This window comes from Bordetella petrii (assembly GCF_000067205.1).
GTDB lineage: Bacteria > Pseudomonadota > Gammaproteobacteria > Burkholderiales > Burkholderiaceae_B > Bordetella_A > Bordetella_A petrii.
Window position 1 is genome coordinate 2,906,499 of sequence record NC_010170.1, and the last position, 22,468, is coordinate 2,928,966.

Annotated in this window: 23 protein-coding genes; 11 read left to right on the forward strand and 12 right to left on the reverse strand. The window is 66.4% G+C overall.

The window, feature by feature from the left end; all coding sequences use genetic code 11:
• Positions 1–19: 19 nt before the first annotated feature.
• From BPET_RS14000 to BPET_RS14025, 6 genes are all read left to right on the forward strand, one after another.
• Positions 20–1,021: a hypothetical protein gene (locus BPET_RS14000; protein ID WP_407921172.1), complete on the forward strand. Its 1,002-nt coding sequence runs from the start codon at positions 20–22 to the stop codon at positions 1,019–1,021.
• Positions 1,003–2,703 (forward strand): single-stranded-DNA-specific exonuclease RecJ, encoded by a 1,701-nt coding sequence (recJ, locus tag BPET_RS14005; protein ID WP_041862912.1) that lies wholly within the window; start codon positions 1,003–1,005, stop codon positions 2,701–2,703. Before BPET_RS14000 ends, recJ begins: the two co-directional genes overlap by 19 nt.
• Positions 2,704–2,751: 48 nt before the next feature.
• Positions 2,752–3,856, forward strand: a protein-coding gene (gene prfB, locus BPET_RS14010; protein WP_151208965.1) for a peptide chain release factor 2 whose coding sequence is annotated in 2 segments (ribosomal slippage) — positions 2,752–2,832 and positions 2,834–3,856 — 1,104 coding nt in all. Because the reading frame shifts where the segments join, the coding sequence is not laid out codon by codon here.
• A 50-nt stretch (positions 3,857–3,906) separates the two neighbouring features.
• Positions 3,907–4,662 carry an SDR family oxidoreductase gene (locus BPET_RS14015; protein WP_012249675.1) on the forward strand — a complete coding sequence of 252 codons (756 nt, stop codon included), beginning with the start codon at positions 3,907–3,909 and terminating at the stop codon, positions 4,660–4,662.
• Positions 4,663–4,668: 6 nt separating this feature from the next.
• Entirely contained in the window at positions 4,669–6,189 is a 1,521-nt protein-coding gene (gene lysS, locus BPET_RS14020; protein WP_012249676.1) for a lysine--tRNA ligase, read from the forward strand.
• Positions 6,190–6,206: 17 nt separating this feature from the next.
• Positions 6,207–6,512 carry a hypothetical protein gene (locus BPET_RS14025; RefSeq protein ID WP_012249677.1) on the forward strand — a complete coding sequence of 102 codons (306 nt, stop codon included), beginning with the start codon at positions 6,207–6,209 and terminating at the stop codon, positions 6,510–6,512.
• 277 nt (positions 6,513–6,789) lie between these two features.
• Here BPET_RS14025 and BPET_RS14030 read toward each other — a convergent pair whose 3' ends face one another.
• The 11 genes from BPET_RS14030 to uvrB all read right to left on the reverse strand — a co-directional run bounded on the left by BPET_RS14030 (position 6,790) and on the right by uvrB (position 16,189).
• Positions 6,790–7,677: a methylglyoxal synthase gene (locus BPET_RS14030; RefSeq protein WP_012249678.1), complete on the reverse strand. Its 888-nt coding sequence runs from the start codon at positions 7,675–7,677 to the stop codon at positions 6,790–6,792.
• A 69-nt stretch (positions 7,678–7,746) separates the two neighbouring features.
• The gene (gene iscX, locus BPET_RS14035; protein WP_012249679.1) at positions 7,747–7,941 is read right to left on the reverse strand and encodes a Fe-S cluster assembly protein IscX; all 195 of its coding nucleotides are present in this window, start codon (positions 7,939–7,941) and stop codon (positions 7,747–7,749) included.
• Entirely contained in the window at positions 7,941–8,282 is a 342-nt protein-coding gene (fdx, locus tag BPET_RS14040) for an ISC system 2Fe-2S type ferredoxin (protein WP_012249680.1), read from the reverse strand. The genes iscX and fdx overlap by 1 nt, the downstream gene beginning before the upstream one ends.
• A 17-nt stretch (positions 8,283–8,299) precedes the next feature.
• Complete coding sequence (gene hscA, locus BPET_RS14045) at positions 8,300–10,162, reverse strand: Fe-S protein assembly chaperone HscA (RefSeq protein WP_012249681.1); 1,863 nt, start codon at positions 10,160–10,162, stop codon at positions 8,300–8,302.
• A 58-nt stretch (positions 10,163–10,220) separates the two neighbouring features.
• Positions 10,221–10,733, reverse strand: a complete 513-nt coding sequence (gene hscB, locus BPET_RS14050; RefSeq protein ID WP_012249682.1) for a Fe-S protein assembly co-chaperone HscB — start codon at positions 10,731–10,733, stop codon at positions 10,221–10,223.
• 3 nt (positions 10,734–10,736) lie between these two features.
• On the reverse strand, positions 10,737–11,060 hold the full coding sequence (gene iscA / locus BPET_RS14055; protein WP_012249683.1) for an iron-sulfur cluster assembly protein IscA: 324 nt from the start codon (positions 11,058–11,060) through the stop codon (positions 10,737–10,739).
• Between the two features lies 1 nt (position 11,061).
• Positions 11,062–11,490: a Fe-S cluster assembly scaffold IscU gene (iscU, locus tag BPET_RS14060; RefSeq protein ID WP_012249684.1), complete on the reverse strand. Its 429-nt coding sequence runs from the start codon at positions 11,488–11,490 to the stop codon at positions 11,062–11,064.
• A 30-nt stretch (positions 11,491–11,520) separates the two neighbouring features.
• Positions 11,521–12,732 (reverse strand): IscS subfamily cysteine desulfurase, encoded by a 1,212-nt coding sequence (locus BPET_RS14065; RefSeq protein WP_012249685.1) that lies wholly within the window; start codon positions 12,730–12,732, stop codon positions 11,521–11,523.
• 19 nt (positions 12,733–12,751) lie between these two features.
• Complete coding sequence (gene iscR, locus BPET_RS14070; protein ID WP_012249686.1) at positions 12,752–13,291, reverse strand: Fe-S cluster assembly transcriptional regulator IscR; 540 nt, start codon at positions 13,289–13,291, stop codon at positions 12,752–12,754.
• Positions 13,292–13,452: 161 nt separating this feature from the next.
• A complete protein-coding gene (locus BPET_RS14075) occupies positions 13,453–13,944 on the reverse strand; it encodes a low molecular weight protein-tyrosine-phosphatase (protein ID WP_012249687.1) in 492 nt (163 codons plus the stop codon).
• Between the two features lie 217 nt (positions 13,945–14,161).
• Complete coding sequence (gene uvrB, locus BPET_RS14080; RefSeq protein ID WP_012249688.1) at positions 14,162–16,189, reverse strand: excinuclease ABC subunit UvrB; 2,028 nt, start codon at positions 16,187–16,189, stop codon at positions 14,162–14,164.
• A gap of 75 nt (positions 16,190–16,264) precedes the next feature.
• On the opposite strand from uvrB, the gene BPET_RS14085 reads away from it, so the two are divergent.
• On the forward strand, positions 16,265–17,470 hold the full coding sequence (locus tag BPET_RS14085) for an amino acid aminotransferase (RefSeq protein ID WP_012249689.1): 1,206 nt from the start codon (positions 16,265–16,267) through the stop codon (positions 17,468–17,470).
• Positions 17,471–17,654: 184 nt separating this feature from the next.
• A complete protein-coding gene (gene lexA, locus BPET_RS14090) occupies positions 17,655–18,329 on the forward strand; it encodes a transcriptional repressor LexA (RefSeq protein WP_012249690.1) in 675 nt (224 codons plus the stop codon).
• Positions 18,330–18,451: 122 nt separating this feature from the next.
• On the opposite strand, the gene BPET_RS14095 is transcribed toward lexA, so the two are convergent.
• The gene (locus BPET_RS14095) at positions 18,452–19,372 is read right to left on the reverse strand and encodes a hydroxymethylglutaryl-CoA lyase (protein WP_012249691.1); all 921 of its coding nucleotides are present in this window, start codon (positions 19,370–19,372) and stop codon (positions 18,452–18,454) included.
• A 102-nt stretch (positions 19,373–19,474) separates the two neighbouring features.
• Between BPET_RS14095 and BPET_RS14100 the strand changes: the two genes are divergently transcribed.
• From BPET_RS14100 to BPET_RS14110, 3 genes are read left to right on the forward strand one after another with little or no spacing between them, the layout of a single operon-like run.
• Complete coding sequence (locus BPET_RS14100) at positions 19,475–20,200, forward strand: GntR family transcriptional regulator (protein ID WP_012249692.1); 726 nt, start codon at positions 19,475–19,477, stop codon at positions 20,198–20,200.
• 4 nt (positions 20,201–20,204) lie between these two features.
• Positions 20,205–21,416, forward strand: coding sequence for a CaiB/BaiF CoA transferase family protein (locus BPET_RS14105; protein WP_012249693.1), 1,212 nt, complete (start codon positions 20,205–20,207; stop codon positions 21,414–21,416).
• Positions 21,417–21,441: 25 nt separating this feature from the next.
• Positions 21,442–22,437 carry a TRAP transporter substrate-binding protein gene (locus BPET_RS14110; RefSeq protein ID WP_012249694.1) on the forward strand — a complete coding sequence of 332 codons (996 nt, stop codon included), beginning with the start codon at positions 21,442–21,444 and terminating at the stop codon, positions 22,435–22,437.
• The last annotated feature ends 31 nt before the right edge of the window (positions 22,438–22,468 follow it).

Here is a 22,468-nt window from a genome sequence, read left to right on the forward strand (position 1 = left end):
TTTTCAGCACCCGGGCATTATGGCATTAACCGGCAGGCCTTCCGGCCGTCGGCCTGCGACTACAATCGGCGCCATGCTCATCGTGATCCCGGGCGCCCTGCCGCCCCCGCCTGTCGCCGCCGAACTGGCACGGCTGCTGCCCCAGCGCGCGCCGCTGCTGCATGCGTGGCTGCAGGCCGCCACGGCCCGGGTCGAAGGCTTCGATGCGCGCGCCCACGGCTGCACGCCGTACGAGGCCTGGCAGCTCGAACAGGCCGGCTACCGTCCCGCTCCGGGCATGCCCGTCGGCGCCGGACTCGGCCCGCTGCGCACCGGCCCCGCCGCGGCCGACGGCGAGCCGATATGGTTGGCCGAACTGGCCCATCTGGCGCTCGGCACCGACCAGGCCACCCTGCTCGACCCCGCCTATATGGACCTGCGGGCCGATGAAACCGACGCGCTGCTGCAGACGGCACGGCCCAGCATCGAGGCGGCCGGCTTCGCCGTGCAGCCCTTATCGCCGCAGCGCTGGCGGTTGCGCCTGCCCGAGGGGTTGGCGCCCGTCACGGCCAGCCCGGCCGCCGTGGCCGGCCAGCCGCTGCGCGACTGGTGGAGCCAGGAGCCCGCCATGCGGCCATGGCGCCGCCTGCTCAACGAAATCCAGATGGCCTGGCACGAACACCCGGCCAACCACGCCCGCGCCGCCCGCGGCGCGGCGCCGGTCAACGCGCTATGGCTGTACGGCGGCGCGCCGCCCTGGCCAGCCCGGCCCGCGGCGCCCGCCCAGATCGCCACCGAGCTCGACGAGCCGCACCGCGCGGGCGACTGGGCCGCCTGGCTCGACGCCCTGGCCAGCCTCGAACAACATCATCTGCGGCCGCTGCTGGCCCCTTCGGCTCAATTGCCCGGCCAACCGGTGCAATTGACGCTGCTGGGCGCCGACCGGCGCGCCGACCTGTCCCTGCAACCGCGCGGCCGCCTGCTGGCCTGGCTGCCCGCACCCAAGAAAAACTGGAATACCTGGTGGTCTCGCCCCGTCTGACCGTACGCTCGACCAATCCCGACGCCTGCCGCACCCTGGAAGCCGCGGGCATCCATCCGTTGCTGGCCCGGCTGTGGGCCGCGCGCGGCGTCACGCACCCCGACCAGACCCGGCTGGCCTGGCCCGCCCTGCTTCCGCCGGCAGGCCTGACGCACGTGGACCACGCGGCCCGCATCCTGGCCGACGCCATTGCCCAGGGCAAGCGCCTGCTGATCGTGGCCGACTACGACTGCGACGGCGCCACCGCCTGCGCGGTAGGCCTGCGGGCGTTGCGCGCCTTCGGCGCCAACGTCGATTTCCTGGTGCCCAACCGCTTCGAAACCGGCTACGGGCTGTCGCCCGCGGTGGTCGACCTGGCCTGCGCCCACCACGCCGGCAAACCCGACCTGATCATTACCGTGGACAACGGCATCGCCAGCGTCGACGGCGTGGCGGCCGCGAATGCGGCCGGCATCGGCGTGGTGGTCACCGACCATCACCTGCCTGGCGACACGCTGCCCGACGCGCTTGCCATCGTCAATCCCAACCAGCCTGGCTGCGGCTTTCCGTCGAAGAACCTGGCCGGCGTGGGCGTGATTTTCTACCTGATGCTGGCTCTGCGCGCCGAACTGCGCCGCCGCGGCGTCTACCCGCCCGATGGCGGGCCGCGCCTGGATGCGCTGTCGGACCTGGTCGCGCTGGGCACCGTGGCCGACGTGGTCAAGCTCGACGCCAACAACCGCCTGCTGGTCACCCAGGGCCTGCAGCGCATGCGCGCCGGCCGCATGCAGCCAGGCCTGCGGGCGCTCTTTGCCGTGGCCGCCCGTGAGCCGCGCAGCGCCTGCGGCTTCGATCTCGGCTTTGCGCTGGGCCCGCGCATCAATGCGGCCGGCCGGCTGGCCGACATGAGCCTGGGCATTGCCTGCCTCACGACCGACGACGAGGCGCAGGCCCTCGACATGGCGCGCCAGCTCGACCAGATCAACCGCGAGCGGCGCGGCATCGAAGCCGAAATGCGCGAACAGGCCATGGCCGCCATGGACGCCGCCGGCAGCGCGAACGGCGCAACCGTCTGTGTATTCGACCCGAGCTGGCACCAGGGGGTGGTCGGCCTGGTGGCCTCGCGCCTGAAAGAAAAATACTGGCGCCCCACCCTGGCTTTCGCGCCGGCCGGCGACGACGAACTCCGTGGCTCGGGCCGTTCCATTCCCGATGTGCATCTGCGCGACGTGCTCGACCTGGTGTCCAAGCGGCACCCGGGGCTGATCCGCAAGTTCGGCGGCCATGCCATGGCGGCCGGCCTGACCCTCGGCCGCGACGACTTCTCCGTGTTCGGCCCGGCCTTCGACGCGGCCGTGCGCGAGCTTACCGGCCGCGACCGGTTCGAGCCGCTGCTGGAAACCGACGGCTCCCTGGAATCGGGCTACGCCAACGCCGACGTGGCCACCCTGCTGCAGCAGCAAGTGTGGGGCGCGGGCTTCGCCCCGCCCCTGTTCCTGGACGAGTTCACGGTGCGCAACCAGCGCCTGGTGGGCGAAAAACACCTCAAGCTCTCGCTCGAGCGCGGTCATCAGCGCTTTGACGCCATCTGGTTCGGGCACGACCAGTCGCTGCCCGAACGCATCCAAGCCGCCTACCGCCTGGAACCCAATGTCTGGAACGGCATGGTGTCGGCCCAGCTCGTCATCGAGCATGCCGGGTAATCCACGCTAAAATGCTGGGTTTCGCACTAATAGCCACCAGGAAGCACCATGGAAGCCGAACGCCAGAACCAGCTCGCCGCCCGCCTCGCCGACTACGCGCAGCGCGAACAGGCGCTACGGGGGTATCTTTGACTACGATCTGAAGGCCGAACGCCTGCAGGTCGTCAACGCCGAACTCGAAGATCCGGCCGTCTGGAACGACCCCAAGCACGCCCAGGACCTGGGGCGTGAAAAAAAATCCCTGGAAGACGTCGTCACCACGCTCACCGCGCTGCGCAGCGGCGTGGCCGACGCGCTCGAGCTGTTCGAGCTCGCCTCGGCCGACGATGACGACGCCACGCTCGAATCCATCGAGAGCGACGCCGACGGCTTCCAGCAGCAACTCGAAGGCCTGGAATTCCGCCGGATGTTCTCCAATCCGGCCGATCCGCTGAACTGCTTCCTCGACATCCAGGCCGGCGCGGGCGGCACCGAAGCCCAGGACTGGGCCTCCATGCTGCTGCGGCAATACCTGAAGTACGCCGAACGCAAGGGCTTCAAGGCCGAAGTCCTGGAAGAATCCGAAGGCGAAGTGGCGGGTATCAAGTCGGCCACCATCAAGCTCGAAGGCGACTACGCCTTCGGCTACCTGCGCACCGAAACCGGCGTCCACCGCCTGGTGCGCAAGAGCCCCTTCGACTCCTCCGGCGGACGGCACACCTCGTTTGCCAGCGTGTTCGTGTACCCCGAGGTCGACGACTCGTTCGAAATCGACGTCAATCCGGCCGACCTGCGGGTCGACACCTACCGCGCCAGCGGCGCGGGCGGGCAGCACATCAACAAGACCGACTCCGCGGTGCGCCTGACCCACTTGCCCACCGGCATCGTGGTGCAGTGCCAGAACGACCGTTCCCAGCATCGCAACCGCGCCGAGGCCATGCAGATGCTGAAGTCCAAGCTGTACGAGCTCGAAATGCGCAACCGCATGGCCGAGCAGCAGAAGCTTGAAGACTCCAAGACCGATGTGGGCTGGGGCCATCAGATCCGCTCGTATGTGCTCGACCAGAGCCGCATCAAAGACCTGCGCACCAACGTCGAAATCTCCAATACCCAGAAGGTCCTCGACGGCGACCTGGATACCTTCATCCAGGCCAGCCTGAAGCAAGGCGTGTGATCCCGCGGGCGCCTCAGGGCGCCCTCACCCGAACTCGAAGAGGCAAGCGCATGACCGACACGATCGCAATCCTGACTGGCGCCTCGCGCGGCATAGGCGCCGCGCTGGCCCGCGGACTGGCCCGGCCCGGCACCCGGCTCGTCACGCTGGCCCGCCGCACCGACCCCGGCCTGGCCGCGCACGCGCAGGCGCAAGGCGCCGACCTCGAGCAAATTCAGGTCGACCTGTCCGACCTGCAGGCCGCGGCCCAGGTGGCCGAGCGCATCGGCGCGACCCTGCCGCGCGACGCCCGCCGCTACCTGCTGATCAACAACGCCGGCACCGTGCAGCCCGTAGCCGCCGCGCGGGCGCTGACCGACGGCCCGGCCATCGCCGCGGCGTTCAACCTGAACGTATCCGCCGTGATGCTGCTCACCGCGCATTTCACAGCCGCCGTGCAGGACCTGCAGGCCGAGCGCCGCGTGCTGAATATCTCTTCGGGCGCCGGCCGCAACCCTAACGCCGGCTGGGGCGTGTATTGCGCCACCAAGGCCGCGCTCGACATGTACACCCGCGTGTTCAACCAGGAACAGGGCGCCGCCGGCGTGCGCGCCGTGGCCCTGGCGCCCGGCATCGTCGACACCGGCATGCAGGAAACCATCCGCGCCAGCGACCCGGCCAGTTTCCCGGCGCTGGCCAAGTTCCAGGAATTCCACGCCACCGGCAAGCTGGCCGCGCCCGACGCCGTGGCGGCCAGCATCCTGTCCTACCTCGACCGCGACGATTTCGGCTCCACCGAAATCGACGACATCCGCAATTACAACTGACCCGCCATGACCGACCATTCGCCCGCCCCGGCCGCCCAGGATGAAAACCGCTTGATCGCCGAACGGCGCGCCAAGCTGTCCAAGCTGCGCGAAGCCGGCGTTGCGTATCCCAACGATTTCGTGCCGGATGCGCACGCCGCCGACCTGCACCGCCAGTACGGCGAACAAGACCAGGAAGCGCTGGCCGCCGCCGGCGTGCAGGTGAAGGTCGCGGGCCGCATGATGCTCAAGCGCGTGATGGGCAAGGCCAGTTTCGCCACCGTGCAAGACGGCAGTGGCCGCATCCAGATCTACCTCGATCGCGGCACCCTCGGCGACGAAGCCTATGCCGCTTTCAAGCAATGGGACATCGGCGACATCATCGCGATCGAAGGGTCGGTATTCAAAACCAACAAGGGCGAGCTCTCGGTGCATGCCGCCACGGCGCGCCTGCTGTCGAAATCGCTGCGCCCCCTGCCCGACAAGTTCCACGGCGTGGCCGACCAGGAACTGCGGTACCGCCAGCGCTACGTCGACCTCATCATGACCGATGCCACGCGGCGCACGTTCGAGACGCGCAGCAAGGCCGTGGGCAGCATCCGCCAGGTCATGCTCGACGCCGGCTTCCTGGAAGTCGAGACGCCCATGCTGCACCCCATTCCGGGCGGCGCGGCGGCCAAGCCCTTCGTCACGCACCACAATGCGCTCGACATGGAAATGTTCCTGCGCATCGCTCCCGAGCTTTATCTGAAGCGGCTGATCGTGGGCGGATTCGAGCGTGTTTTCGAGATCAACCGAAATTTCCGCAACGAAGGCGTGAGCCCCCGGCACAATCCCGAATTCACCATGATGGAGTTCTACGCGGCCTATGCGGATTACCGCTGGCTGATGGACTTCACCGAACACGTCCTGCGCCAGGCGGCCATTGCGGCCACCGGCAGCGCGGTGCTCACCTATCAAGACCGCGAGCTCGACCTGTCCCGGCCGTTCGACCGCCTGACCATCTGCGAAGCCATCCTGAAGTACGCTCCCGCCTACACCCAGGCCCAACTCGATGACGCCGCCTTCGTGCGCGCCGAACTAAAAAAACTGGGCGCCGACGTCGACGGCCCAGTGCTGGCGCGCGCCGGACTGGGAGCCCTGCAGCTGGCGCTCTTCGAAGAAACCGCCGAAGCGCAACTCTGGAACCCGACCTACATCATCGACTACCCGGTCGAGGTATCGCCGCTGGCCCGCGCCTCCGATACGCGCCCCGGCATCACCGAGCGCTTCGAACTCTTCATGACCGGCCGTGAAATCGCCAACGGCTTCTCCGAACTGAACGACCCCGAAGACCAGGCCGAACGCTTCCGCGCCCAGGTCGAAGCCAAGGACGCCGGCGACGAAGAAGCCATGTACTTCGACGCCGACTACATCCGCGCGCTCGAATACGGCATGCCGCCCACCGGCGGTTGCGGCATCGGCATCGACCGCCTGGTCATGCTGCTGACCAACAGCCCCAGCATCCGCGACGTCATCCTGTTCCCGCACCTGCGGCGCGAAGACTGATCCCAGGGCCGGCCGCGATGCTCGTCAAACTGTTGATCATCGTCGTCTTCATCGTCCTGCTGTTGTATGTCGTCCTGCCCAAGCGCCGTGCGCCGGCGGCGGCGCCGCGCGCCAGCCGGCTGATGCTCACGCTGCTGGCCAGCGCGGCCATGCTGCTGTTCATCCTGGCACTATTCTGCGCGCTGCTCTGGGTGGGCGGGGTGTCCGGGGTGGTGGGCGGCGGCGAGGTGCTCGGCGACACCGGCCTGCTGCGCATCGCCGCCCTATTACTGCTACTGTCGATCGTGTGCGCGATCGCCGCGCTGCTCAAGCGGCCACGCTGAAAAAACGATCCAGGCATCGTCGGCAGCCGCCAGCGCAGCTCATCAGGTGTCTGATTCCCGTAGCATGCAGATAACTGGCACACCTCAGGTGTCTGACTCCCGCAGCATGTCAGATAACTGGCACACCTCAGGTGTCTGACTCCCGCAGCGTGTCAGATAACTGGTACACCTCAGGTGTCTGACTCCCGCAGGGTGTCAGACACCGCTTTCCAGACTCCAAGCGCACCACGGTGTCAGGCACCCCGCGGGAGCCTGACACCTGATAGCGAGAACCCAGCTACACCGCGGCCGCGCCGCGACGTTCCATGGCCTGCGCCCAACGGCGCGCCACCGACGGCGAAGTGGCGCACACCGCCGTCTTGGTCACCACCCGCACCGCGCGTTCCAGCAACTGGATGTCGGCCTCATGCTGGCGTGCCACGTGTGGATCTTCAAAGAAAATCACGCGCTGGCACTGGTGTTCGAGCACCAGTTCGGCAATCTGGGCATCGCCCCCCAGCGGGCCGCTAAGATAGCGCTGCACCCAAGGGCGGTCGGCCGGCCAGCCGCGTGACCATGCCAGTTCGTTCAGGCGCGCCCCGGTGGTGCCGGTGGCCACCCGCCGGGAAAACCGCGACAGCAAATCGAAATGATCCGCCGCAAACGCCACCATCTGGTCTTTGAGCGCATCGTGGGAAATCAGCGCCAGCGTCTGCTGGCCAAAGTCGAACAGGCGCTGCAGCGAGCGATCAGGGGCCATGCCGGCATGCAGGCGCTCGACCTCCATCCATTCGATGGCGCCCGCCAGCGTCGAAATGAACGGCCGCCCATGCGTAATGCACTGGCGTTTCAGCGCCAGGGCTTCGGGGAAAATAGACGAAGGATCGACCGGGTCGATCAGGTAAATGGCCCCGTCGAACGGAGCGTCGCCGTCCCGGCCTTCGGTGACGCGCGCCACCAGCTTCATCAGGCCGCCTTCACGCCCGTATGGGTAGCGGATCAGGCCGGGATAGCCCTGCAGCATACCTTCGCGCACGATGGCGTCATGCGTGCGCCCCACCGTATGCAGCTGTATGCCCAGTTCGCGTATGGCCTGTGAACTGGCGCGCAGCCAGTCGAACAATGCGGCGTCGGGCGTTTCGTGATGCAGGCGGTTGGCGGCAAGGCCAAAGCGCAAGACAGTCATGGCAATCCAGGCTCATCAAGAGAAACCGCGCGCCAGGCGCGCGGCGCAAGACACAACACCGCGTGGCGTTCAGGCCGCTTCGTCGATCCAGGCCATCTGGATGGCCTCGAGGATTTTCTCTCCGCTGCGGGTGGGATCGTCGTCAAAGCCGGGCAAGGCAATAACCCACTCGCGCAACTGCGTAAAGCGCACCGTGTTCGGATCCACGTCGGGATGCGCGTCGACCAGCGCGGCGGCGATATCGTAAGTATCGACCCACTTCATCAGTGTTCCTCTTTGGCGTGGTTGATGGTGTATTTGGGGATCTCGACGGTCAGGTCGGCGTCGGCCACCAGGGCCTGGCACGACAGCCGCGAGGTGGAGCTCAGGCCCCACGCCTTGTCGAGCAGGTCTTCTTCGTCGTCGGTCGCGTCTTCCAGCGAATTGAAGCCCTGCCGCACGATCACGTGACAGGTCGTGCAGGCGCATGACAGTTCGCAGGCATGCTCGATCTCGATGTGATTGTCGAGCAGCACGCGGCAGATGGAAGTTCCTTGCGGCGCGTCTTCGATCACGGCGCCTTCGGGGCACACGTCCGGATGAGGCAGTACAGTCAGTTTGGGCATACTTTCGGGCGGTTCGGTCAGGCGATTTCGTCCAGTTTACGGCCGGCCAAGGCAGCGCGGATGCCACGGTCCATGCGGCGGGCGGCAAAGTCTTCGGTGGCCGCCGACAGCGCCTGGACGGCGGCGCGCACGGCATCGGCATCATCGGCGTCCTGGGCGGCGGCGGCCGCCTGCAGGCGCTCGTCAACCACGCGGCGCTCGTCGGCGTCGAGCAGGTCGCCGTCGGCCGCCAGGGCGGCGCGCACCGATTCGACCAATTGGCGCGCCTCGACCTGCTGCTCGCGCAGCATGCGGGCCCGGGCGTCGCTGTCGGCCTGCGCCACGCTGTCGGCCAGCATGCGCGTGATTTCATCGTCGGACAGACCATACGAAGGCTTGACCGACACGGCCGCCTCGACCCCGGTGCTCTGTTCGCGGGCGGTGACGCTGAGCAGTCCGTCGGCATCGACCTGGAAGGTCACGCGGATGCGCGCCGCCCCCGCCACCATCGGCGGAATGCCGCGCAGCTCGAAGCGCGCCAGCGAACGGCAGTCGGACACCAGTTCGCGCTCGCCCTGCACCACGTGCACGCTCATGGCGCCCTGGCCGTCCTTGAATGTGGTGAATTCCTGTGCGCGGGCCACCGGAATGGTGCTGTTGCGGGGAATGATGCGCTCGACCAGGCCGCCCATGGTTTCCAGCCCCAGCGACAGCGGAATGACGTCCAACAGCAGCCAGTCCTCGCCGGGCAGCCGGTTGCCCGCCAGCAGGTTGGCCTGCAGAGCGGCGCCAAGCGCCACCACCTGGTCGGGGTCCAGATCGACCAGCGGCTCGGTGCCGAACAGCTCGCCCACCGCGCGGCGCACCACCGGCATGCGCGTGGCTCCGCCCACCATCACGACGCCGTTGATGTCGCCCACCGCCAGCCCCGCGTCGCGCAGCGCAGAGCGGGCCCGGTCGAGGGTGCGGCGCACCAGCGGCTCGGCCAGTTGTTCGAATTGCGCCTGCGTCAGGGTAAGGTTGAGCTGGCGGCCGTCTTGCAGGGTGGCGCGCAGGGGCGCCTCGGAGGCCTGCGACAGCGCTTCGCGGGCCGCTCGCGCCGCCACCAGCACCGTACGCCGGTCGGCCGGCGCCAGCGGCGCATCGCCCAGCGAGGCGCGCGCGAATTCACTGATGGACCAATCGAAATCGTCGCCGCCCAGCGCCGTGTCGCCGCCCGTGGCAACGACTTCGAACACGCCCTTGGTCAGGCGCAGGATCGACACGTCGAACGTGCCGCCGCCCAGGTCGTACACAGCGTACGTGCCTTCGGCCGCCTGGTCGAGCCCGTAGGCAATGGCGGCGGCCGTGGGCTCGTTGAGCAGGCGCAGCACATTCAGGCCGGCCAGCCGCGCGGCGTCGCGCGTGGCCTGCCGCTGCGCGTCGTCAAAATAGGCGGGCACGGTGATGACGGCGCCCACCAGATCGTCGCCCAGCACGTCTTCGGCGCGCTGGCGCAACACTGCCAGAATCTGCGCCGAGACTTCCACGGGGCTCAACTCGCCCTGGGCCGTGCGCAGGCGCACCATGCCGGGCGCATCGACGAACTCGTACGGCGCGCCGCTGGCGCGCGCCTCGTCCAGCGAACGTCCCATGAAGCGCTTGACCGACACCACGGTATTGAACGGGTCGGCGGCCTGCTGGGCCAGCGCCTGCCGGCCAATGACCACCTTGCCATCAGCGCAATAGCGCACCGCGGAAGGCAGCAGCGCCTGCCCTTCGGCATCGCGCAGCACTTCAGGCGTGCTGCTGCGCACCGCCGCCACCAGGGAATTGGTCGTGCCCAGGTCGATGCCCACCGCCAGCTTGCGCTGGTGCGGCGCGGGCGATTCGCCGGGCTCGGAAATCTGCAATAAGGCCATGATTATGCTTCGGGTCTTAAAACGGGGTGGCGGCGCGGTGTCGGCCCGGCGGGCCGGGTCAGCCGGCCGGGCGGGCGGCTGCCAGCTCTTGCGCGAGTTTTTCGACAAACATCCATTCACGCACCTTCTGGCCGGCGGCGGCGTAGTCGTGGCGCTCGTCGAGCAGCGTGGCCAGGGTTTCGCGCATCTGCCGGCGCGCGTCGGAAAGTTCGGCATCCAGCTCGGCGAACACGGCAGCGTCGTCGCGCGCCTCGTCCAGCATTTCGCGCCACTGCATCTGCTGCATCAGGAAGGCCGGGTCCATGGCGGTGTTGCTTTCGGTCTGCAAATCTACCCCCGCCTGCTCGCACAAATAACGCGCCCGCAGCAGCGGGTCGCGCAATTGCCGGTAGGCCTCGTTGGCGCGCGCCGACCATTGCATGGCGACGCGGCGCTCGGCCGGGCTGGCGGTGGCATAGCGGTCGGGATGCACCTGGGCCGCCACGGCCCGCCAGGCGCGCTCGAGCGCCTGGGCATCAATATCGAACCGCGCGGGCAGGCCGAACAGGCTGAAGTGGTCGTCCGCGGCCAAGACCTACACCGTGAACGACTCGCCGCAGCCGCAGGTCGCCTTTTCGTTGGGGTTGCGGAACTTGAAACCCTCGTTCAGCCCTTCGCGCGCGTAGTCGAGCTCGGTGCCGTCCAGATAGGCGAAACTCTTGGGGTCTACGAATACCTTGACGCCAAAGCTCTCGAAGACCATGTCTTCGGGCGCGGGATCATCCACGTACTCGAGCTTGTAGGCCATGCCCGAGCAGCCGGTGGTGCGCACGCCCAGCCGCAGGCCCACACCCTTGCCGCGTTTTTGCAGGTAGCGTCCGATGTGCGAGGCCGCCTGTTGGGTCAGGGTAACCGACATATCAGTTCGCCACCGCAGCCGCCGCAGTTTCGCCCTGGGCATCGGCCGGCGCCGCGTGCTTGTCTTTGTAGTCTTTCACCGCCGCCTTGATGGCGTCTTCGGCCAGGATCGAGCAGTGGATCTTCACGGGCGGCAGGGCCAGCTCTTCGGCGATCTGGGTATTGCGGATGTCCAGCGCCTCGTCGAGGGTCTTGCCCTTGACCCATTCGGTCACCAGCGAGCTCGACGCGATGGCCGAACCGCAGCCGTAGGTCTTGAAGCGCGCGTCTTCGATGACGCCGGATTCGCTGACCTTGATCTGCAGTTTCATCACGTCGCCGCACGCCGGCGCGCCGACCATGCCGGTGCCCACCGATTCGTCGCCCTTGTCAAAAGAGCCGACATTGCGCGGGTTCTCGTAGTGATCCAGAACTTTGCTGCTATATGCCATGATGTTTCTCCTGTGGGGTCGCGTCGGCGCTCAGTGAGCGGCCCACTGCACGGTGTTCAGGTCGATGCCAGCCTGGGCCATTTCCCACAGCGGCGACATGTCGCGCAGTTTGCCCACGCGGCTCTTGATCAATTCGATCGTGAAGTCGATTTCCTGCTCGGTCGTGAACCGGCCCAGCGTGAAGCGGATAGAGCTGTGCGCCAGTTCATCGTTGCGCCCCAGGGCGCGCAGCACGTACGACGGCTCCAGGCTCGCCGAGGTGCAGGCCGAACCGCTGGAGACCGCCAGTTCCTTGATGGCCATGATCAGCGACTCGCCTTCCACGTAGTTGAAGCTGACGTTCAGGTTGTGCGGCACGCGTTGCTCGAGGCTGCCGTTCAGGTAGGTTTCCTCGATTTGCGACAGCCCCGCCCACAGGCGGTCGCGCAACATGCGGATGCGCTCGTTTTCGGTGCCCATTTCTTCGCGGGCCAGCCGGAAGGCCTCGCCCATGCCGACGATCTGGTGCGTGGCCAGCGTGCCCGAGCGGAAACCGCGCTCGTGGCCGCCGCCGTGCATCTGCGCCTCGATGCGCACGCGCGGCTTGCGCCGCACATACAGCGCGCCGATGCCCTTCGGGCCGTAAGTCTTGTGAGCCGAGAACGACATCAGGTCGACCTTGAGCTTCTGCAGGTCGATGGCGACCTTGCCAGTGGCCTGCGCCGCATCGACGTGGAACACGATGCCCTTCTCGCGGCAGATTTCACCCAGGGTTTCGATGTCCTGGATGACGCCGATTTCGTTGTTCACCAGCATGACCGACACCAGGATGGTGTCGGGGCGCAGCGCCGCCTTGAAGGCGTCCAGGTCGATCAGGCCGTCGTCGCGCACGTCCAGGTAGGTAACCTCGAAGCCCTGGCGTTCGAGCTCCCGACAGGTGTCCAGCACCGCCTTGTGCTCGGTCTTGACCGTGATGATGTGCTTGCCGCGCTCGGCATAGAAATTGGCGGCGCCCTTGATGGCCAGATTGTCGGACTCGGTGGCGCCGGAGGTCCAGATGATTTCGCGCGGGTCGGCGTTGACCAGTTGGGCGACTTCCTGGCGGGCGTTCTCGACGGCGTCTTCGGCTTCCCAGCCGAAGGCGTGGCTGCGCGAGGCGGGGTTGCCGAAGTTGTCGTACAGCCAGGGCACCATTTTTTCAACCACGCGAGGATCGACCGGCGTGGTGGCGGAATAATCGAGATAGATCGGGCGGGTGGTCATGGGTTGCTACTCCTGCTTCTTATGCGGTGGCGTCGGCGGCGATGGCCGGGGTGGCGACGGGGGTGGAACCCGCGGCGCCCCGCTCGACCCGCACGGCGGTGCAGCCCTGCGCCGCCTGTGTGGCTTCCTGCAGCTGGCGCAACCGTTGCTGGTCGACCAGGTCTTGCAGGGACACGGAATCGAGGTAATCGACCATTTTGCGGTTCAGGGTGGTCCAGAGCTCGTGCGTCATGCACTTGCCCGACTTGCCGTCCTTGCCGCTGGTGCAATCATGCTTGCCACCGCAGTTGGTGGCGTCGAGGGGTTCATCGACCGCGAAAATGATGTCGGCAACGGTGACGTTGCGGGCCAACCGGGCCAACGAATAACCGCCGCCGGGGCCGCGCACGCTGTCGACCAGCTCGTGCCGGCGCAGCTTGCCGAACAGCTGTTCAAGGTAAGAAAGCGAAATATTCTGGCGCTGGCTGATTGCCGCGAGAGTTACCGGACCGCTGTGCTGCCGCATGGCCAGGTCGATCATCGCGGTGACCGCGAACCGTCCTTTCGTAGTGAGCCGCATGGTGGATTCCTGTTAAAACCGGCAGGCCACCCGACCTGGGCAACCAATACCTGAGTAATTACCTCAAGTATAGCAAATTCCCGAGTAAATTGCTAAGCCATCGTAATCGTAAAAAACCGCGCCATGGCGCGGTTTTTCGAGGCCCGATGGCCAATGCCGGATCAGGCCGCCTGGTACTGCGTGGCCCGCTTGCGGACCAGCTCCAGCACCCCCTGACAGGCATCTTCCAGGTAGTCGAGCACCTTGCCGAAGCCTTCGGGGCCGCCATAGTACGGGTCGGGCACCGTGGCTTCTTCGAATTCGTTGGCAAAACGCATCAGCAGCATCAGCTTGTGCTGGTAAGCCTTGGGGCATTGCTGCTGCAACGCGGAAAGGTTGTCCCAGTCCATGGCCAGAATGAGATCGAACTCGCGGAAATCGTCGGCGGTAACTTGCCGGGCTTCGCAATGATTGATCTCGTAGCCGCGCTTGCGGGCGGCGGCCTGGGCGCGGGCGTCGGGCGCTTCGCCAATATGATAGGCATGCGTGCCTGCGGAATCCACATGCACGACATCGCCCAAACCGGCATCGTTCACCAAATGGCGAAAAACGCCCTCTGCGCTCGGCGAGCGACAGATGTTACCCATGCAAACGAAAAGTACCTTGGTCATCATGGGTGTAAGTCTGAGGGAAAACCCGGAATATAGCAAGTTTTTTTTGCAATTGCGCAAGCGTGGACGGGCTTTCTGTGAGTATTATTTTTTCCTATTTAATCAATAGGTTAAATCAATTATTGAAAGCGATACCGGAGGTATTTCGACGCCTTGCCGTAACAAATCGGCCGCTTTGCCCGCAATGCAACACCCGGGCCATTCCGGCCCTCTCGTGCCGCTATGCCGCGCCATCCAGCAACACGCGCTGCTTGAGCGCATTGAGCGCGTCGCGCGCCGCCGCGGCCTGCTCGAACTCCAGGTTGCGGGCGTGGTCGGTCATGAGTTTTTCCAGGCGGCGGATCTCGCGGGCTACCGACTTTTCGTCGGCCAGCACCTCGGGGGCGATGGCGGATTCAAGGGTATCGTGGCGGGCCGGCGCGACGATGCCGTCGATGAGTTCGCGCACCGCCTTGTTGACGCCGCGCGCCGTAATGCCGTGCTCGGCGTTGAACGCCAGTTGCTTGGTGCGCCGCCGCTCGGTTTCGTCCATGGCCCGCCGCATCGAGGCCGTAATGGCATCGGCGTACAGAATGGCATGGCCGTTCAGGTTGCGTGCGGCGCGGCCGATGGTCTGGATGAGGCTGCGCTCGGAACGCAGGAAGCCTTCTTTATCGGCATCCAGGATGGCCACCAGCGACACCTCGGGGATGTCCAGCCCTTCGCGCAGCAGGTTGATGCCCACCAGCACGTCGAACGTGCCCAGGCGCAGGTCGCGGATGATCTCGACGCGCTCGACCGTATCGATGTCGGAATGCAGGTAGCGCACCCGCACGCCGTGCTCGGCCAGGAAGTCGGTAAGGTCTTCGGCCATGCGCTTGGTCAGCGTGGTGACCAGGACGCGCTCCTGGGCCGCCACGCGCAGTTTGATCTCGCCCAGCAGGTCGTCGACCTGCGTGCGGGCCGGGCGCACCTCGACCTGCGGATCGACCAGCCCGGTGGGCCGCACCACCTGCTCGACTACGTTGTCGGAATGTTCTTGCTCGTAGGCGGCCGGCGTGGCCGACACGAACACGCACTGGCGCATGCGCGCCTCGAATTCTTCGAGGCGCAGCGGCCGGTTGTCGAGCGCCGACGGCAGCCGGAAACCGTATTGCACCAGGGTTTCCTTGCGAGCCCGGTCGCCCCGGTACATCCCGCCCAGCTGACCCATGGTGACGTGGCTTTCGTCGATGAACATCAGCGCGTCGGCCGGCAGGTAATCGATGAGCGTGGGCGGCGGCTCGCCCGGGGCGGCGCCGGACAGGTGGCGGGAGTAGTTCTCGATGCCTTTGCAGAAACCCAGCTCTTGCAACATTTCGAGGTCGAAGCGGGTGCGCTGCTCGAGCCGCTGCGCCTCCACCAGCTTGCCCTCGGCGGTCAGCAGCTTGAGGCGGTCGCGCAGTTCTTCCTTGATGGTTTCGATGGCGCGCAGCACCGTGTCGCGCGGAGTGACATAGTGCGACCCGGGGTAGACCGTGAAGCGCGGCACTTTCTGGCGCACCCGACCGGTGAGCGGGTCGAACAGCTCGAGCGACTCGATCTCGTCGTCGAACAGCGTCAGGCGCAGCGCCAGCTCGGGGCTTTCGGCCGGGAAGATGTCGAGTGTTTCGCCGCGTACCCGGAAGGTGCCGCGGGCGAAGTCGGCGTCGTTGCGGGTGTACTGCATGGCCACCAGCCGCGCCAGCACCTCGCGCCGAGAAATGCGGTCGCCCGCGCGCAGGATGAGCACCATGGCGTGGTAGTCGCCCGGGTTGCCGATACCGTATATGCACGAAACGGTGCCGACAATGACAGTGTCGCGGCGTTCGAGCAGGCTTTTGGTGGCCGACAGCCGCATCTGCTCGATGTGCTCGTTGATGGATGAGTCTTTCTCGATGAACAGGTCGCGGGTGGGAACGTAGGCTTCGGGCTGGTAGTAGTCGTAATAAGAAACGAAATACTCGACCGCGTTCTTCGGGAAGAACTCCCGCATTTCCGCGTACAACTGGGCCGCCAGCGTCTTGTTGGGCGCCAGCACCAGGGCCGGCCGGCCCAGCCGGGCGATGATGTTGGCCATGGTGTATGTCTTGCCCGAGCCCGTCACGCCCAGCAGGGTCTGGTACATGAGGCCGTCGCGCATGCCCTGGGCCAGGCCTTCGATGGCGGCGGGCTGGTCGCCCGCCGGCGGGTATGGCTGGTACAGGTGAAAAGGGCTGTCGGGAAAATCGACGAATCCGGGAGCGGTCATGCTAGACTGTCTCAGGGTAAACCCCTCATTATCCACAGCACGCCCTCCTGCGTCCACATACCCTTACCGAACCCCATGAGCTCTCTTTTCGATTCCGTCGAACTTGCGCCGCGCGACCCTATCCTGGGCCTGAACGAACAATACAATGCCGATACCCGCCCCGGTAAAGTCAACTTGGGCGTGGGCGTGTATTACGACGACGACGGCCGCATCCCGCTGCTGAACGCCGTGCGCAAGGCCGAAATCGCCCGCATCGAGGCCGCCGCCGCGCGCGGCTACCTGCCCATCGAAGGCATCGCCGGATACAACAAGGGAGCCCAGACCCTGCTGCTGGGGGCCGATTCCCCCCTGGCCGCCGAAGGCCGCGTGCTCACCGCCCAGGCCCTGGGCGGCACCGGCGCGCTGAAAATCGGCGCCGACTTCCTGCGCCAGTTGCTGCCGCAGTCCAAGGTGCTGATCAGCAACCCCAGCTGGGAAAATCACCGCGCCCTGTTCGAGCGCGCCGGCTTCCCGGTCGAAACCTACGCCTACTACGACGCCGCCACCCATGGGCTGGACTTCCAGGGCATGCTGGCCTCGCTGCAGGCCGCCCCGGCCCAGACCATCGTGGTGCTGCACGCGTGCTGCCACAACCCCACGGGTGTCGACCCCACGGCCGAGCAATGGCAGCAGATCGCGCAGGTGGTCAAGGCGCGCAACCTGGTGCCCTTCCTCGATATCGCCTACCAGGGCTTCGGCGCCGGCCTGCAAGAAGATGCCGCCGTGGTGCGCCTGTTCGCCGACCTGGGCCTCACCATGCTGATCAGCTCGTCGTTCTCGAAGTCGTTCTCGCTGTACGGCGAGCGCGTGGGCGCGCTGACCGTGGTGGCCGGCAACCAGGACGAAGCCAAGCGCGTCCTCAGCCAGCTCAAGCGCGTCATCCGCACCAACTACTCCAACCCGCCCACCCACGGCGGCACGGTGGTGTCCACGGTGCTCAATACGCCCGAGCTCTACACCCTGTGGGAACAGGAACTCGCCGGCATGCGCGACCGCATCCGCCTGATGCGCCAGCAACTGGTCGACAAAATCAAGGCCGCGGGCGCCACGCAAGACTTCAGCTTCGTGCTGCAGCAGCGCGGCATGTTCTCGTATTCGGGCCTGACCTCGGCCCAGGTCGACGTGCTGCGCGAGCAGCACGGCATCTACGCCGTGGCCAGCGGCCGCATCTGCGTGGCGGCCCTGAACAGCCACAACATCGACATCGTCGCCAAGGCGATCGCCGCTGTCATCAAGCAGTAAGCACAGCCGCAGTCGCCAGCAAAGCCCCTCCACCGGAGGGGCTTTTGCTTTGCATGGCGCGGCCCTGCTGCCCCCGCACGGCCAGGTTCGTGGACACGCCAATCGGGCAGCCCTTGCTTTTTTGGCGTACGTCGTCCAGAATTCGTGCTGTATATCCATACAGTCCGCTTTCCGGATCATCGCCATGGCCAGCAAACTTACCGACCGCCAGCAGGAAATTCTGGATCTCATCCGGCTGACGGTATCGCGCACCGGGTTTCCGCCCACTCGCGCCGAAATCGCCCGCGCGCTGGGGTTCCGCTCGCCCAATGCCGCGGAAGACCACCTGAAGGCCCTGGCCCGCAAGGGCGCCATTGAACTCACCGCCGGCGCCTCGCGCGGCATCCGCCTGAAAGACGCCGGCGAAACCATCCCGCCCGGCCCCGAGACCGCCGCCTCCGCCCTCGCCGGCATGGCCGACGCCGTAGGCCGGTTGCTGCTGCCCCTGGTCGGGCGCGTGGCGGCGGGCAGTCCCATTCTGGCGGCCGAACATGTCGAACGCGAAGTCGGCGTCGACGTTGACCTGTTCGCGCAAACGCCCGACTACCTGCTGAAAGTGCGCGGCATGAGCATGCGCGACGCGGGCATCCTCGAAGGCGACCTGCTGGCCGTCAAGCGCGCGGCCGAGGCCCGCAATGGCCAGATCGTCGTCGCCCGCCTGGGCGACGAAGTTACCGTGAAGCGCCTGCAGCGCCACCAGGGCCGCATCGAGCTGCTGCCCGAAAACCCCGACTTCTCACCGATCGTGGTCGACGGCACCCAGGAATTCGCGCTGGAAGGCATTGCCGTGGGCCTGATCCGCACCCAGGCGCTGCACTAGCTGGCTTTCTCCGGGCCGGCTTTGCCCAGGCCGCCTGCAGTCCGGCCGCCCGCAGTCCGGCTACCCGCGGCACCTTTGGCGTACATCGCCTTCAACACGCGTAGCTTCACACGCGCCGGCACTCACGCACATGCCGCGGCCGCTGGCCGTGGAAACAACCCCGCTCGCGACAGCATGCCCGGCACGGGCCGGCCCAACGTCTGCGCCAGCCATTGCGCCGCATCCGCGAGCGCCGCTGCCGATACCGAGCCGGCGCATCGCATCCGTTCCAGCATATAGGCCACGTCTTCGGTAGGAATGTTGCCTGTGGCGCCAGGGGCAAACGGGCACCCGCCAATGCCGCCGATCGATGCGTCGAACACGCGCACGCCAGCCTGCATGGCGGCCAGCACATTCGCAATGCCCGTATTGCGCGTGTTGTGGAAATGGCAACGCAGCGCGGCGTCGGGCAAGGCCTGTTGCACGGCATCGACCCGTTGCAGCACATCTGCCGGAGACGCCACGCCGATCGAGTCGGCCAGGATGATCTCGTCCGCCCCTTCGGCGGCGGCCTGCCGGGCGATGTGCACCACGCGGTCCACATCGACCTCGCCTTCGAATGGACAGCCGAACGAGGCCGCCACCGTCAGCGTGGCCCGCAACCCGGCATCGCGCGCCAAAGTGGCGACCTGCCCCCAGCCGCGCAAGGTCTCGTCGCTGGGGCAACCCTGGTTGGCCTGGTTATAGCTGTCCGTGGATACCACCACGTAGTTGATTTCGTCGACCCCGGCATCCACGGCGCGCTGCGCTCCCCGCACGTTCAACGCCAGGCCGCTGTATGTCACGCCCGGCCGTCGCGGCACGGCTTTCATCACCGCTTCGGCATCGGCCATTTGCGGCACCCGCCGCGGGTTGACGAAGCTGACCGCCTCGATGCGCCGCAACCCCGCCGCCAAGGCGCGTTCGATCAGTTCGACTTTCTGCCCGGTCGACAGGATTTCAGGCTCGTTCTGCAGACCGTCGCGGGGTGACACTTCAACCAGCGTTACAGGGGGGAATGTCATGGCCGTCCTCGGATTTACCCTTAGTTGTATACAACGACACTTTACACCTACACGGTTTAATAGGATAGTCGGCCTGTTTTAGTAATTTCCCCGATTAATTGTATGCAACAACAGGATGAACCTGCTTCCGCATCGGAAGCTCCCTCTGCGCGCCGGGCCGCCGGCAAGGCCGTGGAGCACGCCTACAACAGCATCAAGGCGGCGATCCTGTCGCGCGAATTCCAGCCCGGTTCCCATCTGGGCGAGGCCGCGCTGGCAAAGCGCCTGGGGATCAGCCGCACGCCTATACGCGAGGCTTTCCGCCGGCTGGGCGCCGAGGGCTGGCTCGAGATCCTGCCCGACCTGGGGGTGCGCGTCACCGAATGGTCGGCGCGAGACGTCGACGAGGTATTCGAGGCGCGCATGCTGTTGGAATCTCACATCGCGCGCCGCGCCGCCGAGCGCATCACGCCCGAGCAGCTCGCGACCCTGCGCCGCCATGCCGAGCACATGGAAAACCTGCTGAACGAACCCGTGGACGCCATCGTGGAAGAGCGCTCCGCCGCCAACAACGCCTTTCACGACCTGCTCGTGCAGGCCGCCGGCAGCAGCCGGTTGCAACGCATCTTGCGCCTGATGGTGGAGATCCCGGTCGTGAAATGGACCTTCAAAGGCTATTCGGCGGAAGAAACGCGCCGCAGCGTGGCGCACCACTTCGAGATCATCGCCGCCCTGGAAGCCCGCGACGGCGAATGGGCCGCGTCGACCATGCGCAGCCACATCCTGTCGGCGCGCAACGCCGTTCTGCGCCGCCTGGCCGCCGACACCCCAACCTCTCCGGAGAATTGACAGCGTGGATACCCCCGACTTCCCTCACGGCCCCCTGCACGGCGTGCGCGTCATCGAACTGGGTCAATTGCTGGCCGGCCCATTCTGCGGCCAGTTGCTGGCCGATTTCGGCGCCGAGGTCATCAAGGTCGAACCTCCCGGCGTGGGCGACCCCATGCGCGAGTGGGGCCGTGAAAAAGCCCATGGCAAGACGCTGTGGTGGCCGCTGATCGCCCGCAACAAGAAGTCCATCACCTGCGACCTGCGCACCGAGCAAGGCCAAGAGATCATCAAGTCGCTGGCGGCCGATGCCGACGTGCTGCTCGAGAACTTCCGCCCCGGCACGCTCGAGAAGTGGAACCTGGGTCCGGACGTCCTGAAGGCGATCAATCCGCGCCTGGTACTGGTGCGCGTATCGGGTTACGGACAGACCGGCCCCTATGCCAGCCGCGCGGGTTTCGGTTCGATCGGCGAGGCCATGGGCGGCCTGCGCTACGTCTGCGGCGACCCGTCGACCGCGCCGTCGCGCGTGGGCATCGCCATCGGCGACACGCTCGCAGCCATGCACGCCGCGCTGGGCACGGTCATGGCGCTGTTCGCTCGCGAACGCATTGGCCGCGGCCAGATCGTCGACAGCGCAATCTACGAGGCAGTGCTCAACTTCATGGAAAGCATCGTCATCGAATACGACCAGGCAGGATACATCCGCGAGCGCAGCGGCCCCATCTTGCCCAACATCGCGCCCAGCAACGTCTACCCCACCGCGGACGGCCTGGACATTCTTATCGGCGCCAACCAGGACAGCGTGTTCCGCCGCCTGTGCCAGGCCATGCAGCGCCCCGAACTGGCAGATGACGAGCGTTACGCCACGCACTGGGCGCGCGGCTCGCACCAGAAGCAACTCGACGACCTGATCGCCGACTGGACCCGCACGCTCAAAGCGGCGGACCTGCTGGCCCTGATGGAAGAACACGGGGTGCCTGCGGGCGGCATCTACCGGGCTCCCGAGATGATGGCCGATCCGCATTTCCAGGCCCGCCAGGCCATCGTGCGAGTGGCGCATCCGGACCTGGGCCAGGTCGCGATGCAGAACGTCGCGCCGCGCCTTTCCGAAACGCCGGGCTCGGTGCGGCATTGCGGCCCGGCACTGGGTGAACACACAGAGGAAGTGCTGACCACGTTGCTGAGCATGCCGCCCGAGCGGGTGGCCCAGCTTAAAACCGCCGGCGTCATCTGACCCACCGGCCCCCAAGGAGGAGACCATGAAGAAAAATCTGAAAGTCCTGGCCTGCGCCGTGCTGGCGATGGGCATTGCCGGCGGAGTGCACGCCAAGGAAACCTTGCGCGTTACGCTGCAGATTCCCGCCAAGCACATCCTGGGCCAGAACGTGCTGGCCTTCAAGAAGATCGTCGAAGAACGGTCCAAGGGAGAGCTGGAGCTGGAAATCTACGATTCCGCCCAGCTGTACAAGGGCACCGAGGTGCCCCAGGCGGTCAGCTCCGGCGCCATCGACATGGGCATCGTGGAACTCGGCGTCTACACGGGCACCATTCCGGCCGCCGGCGCGTTCTCGGTACCGTTCCTGTTTCCGAGCGAAGCCGCCATCGCGAAAGCCACCGCGCCCGACAGCGCCGTGCGCCAGGCCATCGACGGCGCCATTCTGAAGACCGGCGCGCGTGTCATGTGGTGGCAGGCGTACGGCCTGGTACAGATGCTCAGCAAGAAAGCGCCGGTCAGGCTGCCCACCGATCTCAAGGGCAAGAAAGTGCGCGTCATCAGCAAACCCATAGGCGAGTTCGTGGCCGACCAGGGCGGCGCGCCAATCGTCATCGACGGCGCCGAACAGCTTATTGCCTACCAGCGCGGCACGGTCGATATCGGCATGTCGGGTACCACCGCCACCCAATCGCGCCACATATACGATGTAATGGACTACATCACCATGACCAATCACTCGGACGTGGAGTTCCTGGTGCTGATCAACGACCGGCGATTCCAGAAGCTCAAGCCTGAACAGCAAGCCCTGCTGCAGGAAGCCGCCCGCACGGTCGAAGCCGATTTGCGCAAGAAGACCGAGAAACTCAACGCCGAAGCCAAGGAGTTCCTGCGCACCAAGACCAAGATGAAGGTGGTGGACCTCACGCCCGCCGAGGCCAAGGCGTGGCACGACGCCGCGCAGCCCACCATCAAGAACTTCGCGCAGCAGAACGGGCCGCTGGCCAAGCAGGTGGTGGACGCCGCCCTCAAGGCCCAGTAAGGCCCTCACCTCATACCGCCCGGCCTGCCGG